Origin of the sequence: uncultured Lactobacillus sp. (assembly GCF_902491705.1) — a bacterium.
GTDB lineage: Bacteria > Bacillota > Bacilli > Lactobacillales > Lactobacillaceae > Lactobacillus.
This window is the reverse complement of sequence record NZ_CABUIW010000097.1, coordinates 1-3331: the sequence shown is the minus strand read 5'-3', so window position 1 is coordinate 3331 and position 3331 is coordinate 1. Positions and strand designations below refer to the sequence as shown.

The window sequence follows — 3331 nt, the reverse complement described above, 5'->3', positions numbered from 1 at the left end:
TAAAAAGGCTTTTAAAGAAATGAAAAATAGTGGTGTTTATGAAGATGTATGTCGAAATGTAATACGACCAACTAAAGAAGAATGTCATCGAAATTCAAGAGCTAAATCAACAAAAATGCGTTGGGCAATTAAAGCTAAATAATAAAAGGAATAATGATTTAAAATGGACCCTGTAAAACGGACACAAGAAAAAAAGTACTTTGGTGCTTAGTCCTGTTTTACAGGGCTTTTATTTTGTGTATTATGATAATTGAAGGAATAGTGGTGTGTTTATGGGGGTTAATTATTTTACAGAAGAACAGGTTAAAGAACTTGAAAAGAATCCATATGTAAAGAAAGTTTCTAATAAAAGTATAACTTATGCAAAAGAATTCAAAGAACTTTACTGGATTGATTATCAAAATGGAATACAACCTATTGAAATATTTAAAAAATATGGATTTGATCCAAATGTATTAGGAGCTAAACGAAGAAATACTTTTACTGAGCGTTTAAAAAAACAAACTCAACGAGTAGAAGGATTTAAAGATACAAGAAAAGATAATTCAGGTAGACCATCTACCAAAGAGCTATCTTTAGAAGAACAGATCGAAAGATTGAAACATAAGAACAAGGTTCTCCAACAGGAGAATGATTTTTTAAAAAGAGTGAGATTTATCAACAGAAAGCAAATTTCAAAACAATCGAAGAACAAACAGTAAGAGAAAAATATGAACTTATCGATAGAACTTTAAACTCAAAAAATAATGTATTAACAGTTTCGTATCTTTGCGAAAATGCCGGAGTATCAAGAAGTGGATTCTATTCATGGAAAAAAAGGAAAAACGATTTATCATCAACATATAACAAGAAAGAAGAACAGGATCTTAAAGACTTCGAATTGATTTTAGAGGCCTACAATTTTAAAGGTTATGATAAAGGCAGACGTGGTATTCATATGCGTCTTCTTCATATGGGAGTCTTGATGAATCATAAGAAAATAACAAGATTGATGAAAAAATTTAATTTATTTTGTCCTATAAGGAAAGCAAATCCTGCAAGAAGAATGGCTAAAGCATTGAAGACATCAAATTATGCGGATAATATTTTAAAAAGGCATTTTGATGAATATGGACCTGGATATGTGTTAGAAACAGATATTACCTATCTATTTTATGGTCAAAAACGTTCAAAAGCTTATCTTTCTGTGGTAAAAGATGGTTTTACAAAACAAATTCTTTCATATGTATTGTCATCTTCATTGGAAGAGGATTTTGTATTAGAAACAATAAATCAGCTATTTGAAAATCATAAACATAACATTCATACTGATGCATTGATTCATAGTGATCAGGGTGCTCATTATACAAGCGTTATGTTTATTGATCTTCTAAAAGATTTAGAAATAAGACAATCAATGTCAAGAAGAGGAAACTGTTGGGACAACGCTCCCCAAGAGTCATTCTTTGGACATATGAAAGATGAGGTTGGCAAATATATAAATGCAGCATCAACGTATGATGAATTAAAAGAAGTGATTGATAGCTACATTGATTATTACAATAATGAACGTTATCAATACAAACTGGCTAAACTGTCACCAAATGAATATTTTGAGTATTACAAGACAGGAAACTATCCATTGAATCATATAACAAAAGAACCTGCTGAATATAAAGCAAAATTCAAACAGGTCAGACAAAATCTAAATAAGGACTTAACAATCAAAAGATTGATAAGTGTTATCAATAGAATATCTCATTTCAAATAACCCATTAGGTAGCTTGCATAAATGTTTAAGGATTAAATCAACATCATTATTTGAAAGAGATACATAACCAAGTTCATCCATCTTAGTAAAGATTACAGTTCCATTAAATACACCATCACAATCATTCAAATACCCTCTATATATAATAGTTGTATCATCATCATAAATGCTTAAATCCTTTACAAGAAGATAGATTGAAAGATCTTCTTCAAACAGATAATCACGATAATCAAAGACACCCAGTTCTCTTTTAACTAGATCTGTCATTCTTTTAGTTTTTAAAATTTTTAATTCATTATCTTTTATAATTATATATTTACAATATTTAGACATAAAAATATATCCTCCTGGTTTTTTATACCTTGAGAATATATTCATTTTTATTCAAATTTAAGTACTTTTTTATTTATTGTCCTTGACATGGGGTCCACATTAGAATGACATTACAGAAAGCTATTTTAATTTTCTAATTGACTTGTACAGTGTGGACAACGAGATGCTTTGATAGAGATTTCACTTTGACAATAAGGACAAATCTTCTTTGTTGGTTTTTCTTCTACAGTTTTTTCTGTTTTAGTTCTTAATTTGTTCATCGTTTTAACAATCATAAAGATAACAAAAGCCATGATAAGAAAATTAAGTAAACCAGTAATAAATAAACCATAATTAACAGTAGATGCTCCTGCTGCTTGAGCAGCAGCTAATGTTTTGTATGTATTTCCATCTAAAGCAATAAATAGATTAGAAAAATCAATCTTACCTGTAACTAAACTTAAAATAGGCATAATGATGTTTTCTACAAGAGAAGTGACTAATGAATTAAAAGCACCACCGATAATAACCCCAACAGCTAAATCAATCATGTTGCCTTTTAAGGCAAATTCTTTGAATTCTTTTAACATTATATTGATCTCCTTTTTCTTTATTATAAGAAAAAGAAAAAAAGACATCAAGATGCCTTTTATGTTATTCTTATTTGGGAGGATAAGAATAATATAGAAAGATAATAGAGGGAATATGAATAGTAAAATCTATTTTCTTTCTACAGATTTAATATATAAATAAAAAATAGTTAAAAAAAGTTACAAATGTAAAAAAATATGTGATTTGTTATCACAAATTTATATAAGCATAAAGATGAATTTAGTGTATAATATTGTAGAATAGGGGAGGATGACATGAAAAATTTATTTTATAGATTATTAATATATTTAGATAGCGCCAATGAAACAGATACAAATTATAACATTGCCTGGTATATGGCACATCATATTTCAGAAGTAGCTCATATGGGAATTTCTAAACTTGCGAGCGAATGTTTTGTGTCTCCAGCAACCATTTCTCGTTTTTGTAGAACACTTGGTTATGAAAATTATGCTCATTTAAAACAAGAGTGTGCGTGGTTTAGTTCAACATCAAGAAAGTTTAATAATTTAATTAATGTTCCTTTAGATATGATGAAAGATCATCCAGAAGAAAGTACAGCTTATTATAGTCAACAAATTTGTACATCTTTAAGTCAACTTTCTTCTTATTTAGATTGGAATGTAATCGATGAGGTTTTAAAACTGATTCATGATA

5 protein-coding genes are annotated in these 3331 nt (G+C 28.5%); 3 read left to right on the top strand and 2 right to left on the bottom strand.

The window, feature by feature from the left end; genetic code table 11:
- Positions 1 to 272 precede the first annotated feature (272 nt).
- Together RDN22_RS11145 and RDN22_RS11140 are read left to right on the top strand one after the other, a co-directional pair.
- A complete protein-coding gene (locus tag RDN22_RS11145) occupies positions 273 to 701 on the top strand; it encodes an HTH domain-containing protein (RefSeq protein WP_118474002.1) in 429 nt (142 codons plus the stop codon).
- The gene (locus RDN22_RS11140; RefSeq protein ID WP_308558141.1) at positions 653 to 1750 is read left to right on the top strand and encodes an IS3 family transposase; all 1098 of its coding nucleotides are present in this window, start codon (positions 653 to 655) and stop codon (positions 1748 to 1750) included. Before RDN22_RS11145 ends, RDN22_RS11140 begins: the two co-directional genes overlap by 49 nt.
- Here the strand turns inward: RDN22_RS11140 and RDN22_RS11135 are convergent.
- Entirely contained in the window at positions 1697 to 2083 is a 387-nt protein-coding gene (locus RDN22_RS11135) for a hypothetical protein (RefSeq protein WP_022002109.1), read from the bottom strand. The two genes, RDN22_RS11140 and RDN22_RS11135, sit on opposite strands and share 54 nt — an antisense overlap.
- Before the next feature lie 125 nt (positions 2084 to 2208).
- A complete protein-coding gene (gene mscL, locus RDN22_RS11130; protein WP_147580727.1) occupies positions 2209 to 2652 on the bottom strand; it encodes a large conductance mechanosensitive channel protein MscL in 444 nt (147 codons plus the stop codon).
- Positions 2653 to 2928: 276 nt separating this feature from the next.
- Between mscL and RDN22_RS11125 the strand changes: the two genes are divergently transcribed.
- Positions 2929 to 3331 (top strand): MurR/RpiR family transcriptional regulator (locus tag RDN22_RS11125; protein WP_374043101.1); only part of this gene is annotated, 403 nt, incomplete at its 3' end.